The sequence below is a fragment of the Microbacterium sp. 69-10 genome (genome assembly GCF_001897945.1).
Lineage (GTDB): Bacteria > Actinomycetota > Actinomycetes > Actinomycetales > Microbacteriaceae > Microbacterium.
The window spans coordinates 52,075-53,804 of record NZ_MKRT01000027.1 but is presented as its reverse complement, the minus strand read 5'-3'; the positions used below and the strand labels follow the sequence as shown (position 1 = coordinate 53,804).

The window sequence follows — 1,730 nt, the reverse complement described above, 5'->3', positions numbered from 1 at the left end:
CGAGCCGGCGGACATCTCGGTGGCGCAGGAGGAGCATGGGGTGCGCATCGGCTACCGCTACGAGCTGCCGACGACCCCGGTCACGCACTGCGAGCTGAGCTACCTGATCGACGGCTCCGGCCGGGTGGAGGTCACGCAGCGGATGCATGTGCCCGAGGGCATGCCCGCGATGCCGGAGTTCGCGACCATGCTCGCCATGCCCGCCGACTACGACCGGGTGCGCTGGTACGGCGAGGGGCCGGAGGGGTGCTACGTCGACCGCCGCGCGGGCGCCCGGCTCGGCGTCTACGACCGCCGCGTGCCGGACATGCTCACGCCCTACCTGAACCCGCAGGAGGCGGGGAACCGCACGGGCGTGCGCTGGGCCGAGGTGACGGATGCCCAGGGCGTCGGGCTGCGCTTCGAGGGCGATCCGACCATGGAGTTCTCGGCTCTGAGCTGGACGCCCGCCGAGATCGAGAGCGCACTCCATCCGAACGAGCTGCCGCCGATCCACCGCACGATCGTGCGGCCGGCGCTCATGCGCCGCGGCGTCGCCGGCGACGACTCGTGGGGTGCGCGTCCGCTGACCGAGCACCTGCTGCCGACCGGCGACCTCGAGTTCCGGTTCGCCTTCCGGGGGATCTAGGTGTACCGACCGGGGACGTTGGTCAATCGTGAGAATGGCGGCTGGTTGCCGCAGGCCGTGTGGGGCCGGTGGTGGTTGTAGTAGTGGAGCCAGCCGTCGAGTTCGCCACGGCGTTCGGCTTCGGAGGTGTAGCAGCGGGCGTAGGCCCAACCGTCGGCCAAGGTGCGGTGGAATCTCTCGATCTTGCCGTTGGTCTGGGGCCGATACGGCCGCGTGCGCTTGTGCGTGATACCCAGCTCAGCGCAGGTGTCTCGCCACAGGTGTGAGCGGTAAGCGCCGCCGTTGTCCGACAGGACCCGCTCAACGGTCACGCCGCGGGCGTTGAACCACTCAACGGCCCGCACCAGGACTGCAGTGGCGGTCTGGGCGGTTTCGTCGTCATGGATCTCGGCGTGGGCGACGCGGGAGTGGTCGTCAATGACGGTGTGGACGTAGGCCTTTCCCATCAACGGGTCGTAGTGTTTGTTCTTCGGCTTGCCGGGTGTAGCGGCGCGGTTCTTCTCGCCCTGGCGGCGGCCGACGTAGCGCCAGCCTCCGCCGTCGGGGATGTTGCCGAGCTTGTTCACGTCGACGTGGAGCATCGCCCCGGGGTGGTCGTGCTTGTAGCGGCGAACCGGCTCACCGGTGGCGCGGTCGACATGGGACAGCCGGTTCAGATGCGCCTCGGCCAGGATCCGATGGACGGTCGACGGCGCGATCCCGAGCCGGCAGGCCAACTGCACCGGCCCTTCGCGAAGCCGGAGACGGAGTTGGATGCAGCGCTTCGCGGTCGCCGTGTCGGTCTTGGTGGGTGAGTGGTGAGGTCGTGACGACCGGTCCTGCATGGGTTGGCCTGCGCGGTAGCGGTCGGCCCAGCGCTTCACGGTCGGCCAGGACACTTGGAAGCGGGCAGCGACCTCGCTGACAGGCCAGCCCTCGTCAACGACGAGCCGCGCAACCTTGAGGCGGTGACGTGGAGTGAGTGCTGCATTGGCATGAGTCATGGCGGCATTCCCTTCGGTCGTAGCGACCATCCCGAAGGGTGCTTTTCAGTGGCTCTGGGCGTAGTGGCGCAGCGCTTGGGCGGCGAAGCCGGAGGCTTCTGCACCACCGAAAGCGGGAT

The 1,730-nt window shown here is 68.8% G+C and carries 2 protein-coding genes; one reads left to right on the top strand and one right to left on the bottom strand.

Features of this window, described 5'->3' with window-relative positions; genetic code table 11:
- Positions 1-628, top strand: a 628-nt coding sequence (locus BGN97_RS14255; protein ID WP_292702850.1) for a beta-galactosidase small subunit, incomplete at its 5' end; no start/stop codon positions are given.
- On the opposite strand, the gene BGN97_RS14250 is transcribed toward BGN97_RS14255, so the two are convergent.
- A complete protein-coding gene (locus BGN97_RS14250) occupies positions 625-1,611 on the bottom strand; it encodes an IS481 family transposase (protein WP_292702846.1) in 987 nt (328 codons plus the stop codon). The two genes, BGN97_RS14255 and BGN97_RS14250, sit on opposite strands and share 4 nt — an antisense overlap.
- Positions 1,612-1,730 lie beyond the last annotated feature (119 nt).

What these genes read in the sequence shown, in the direction of transcription:
- BGN97_RS14250 (WP_292702846.1), bottom strand. Translation starts at nt 1,611, where the DNA reads ATGACTCATGCCAATGCAGCACTCACTCCACGTCACCGCCTCAAGGTT.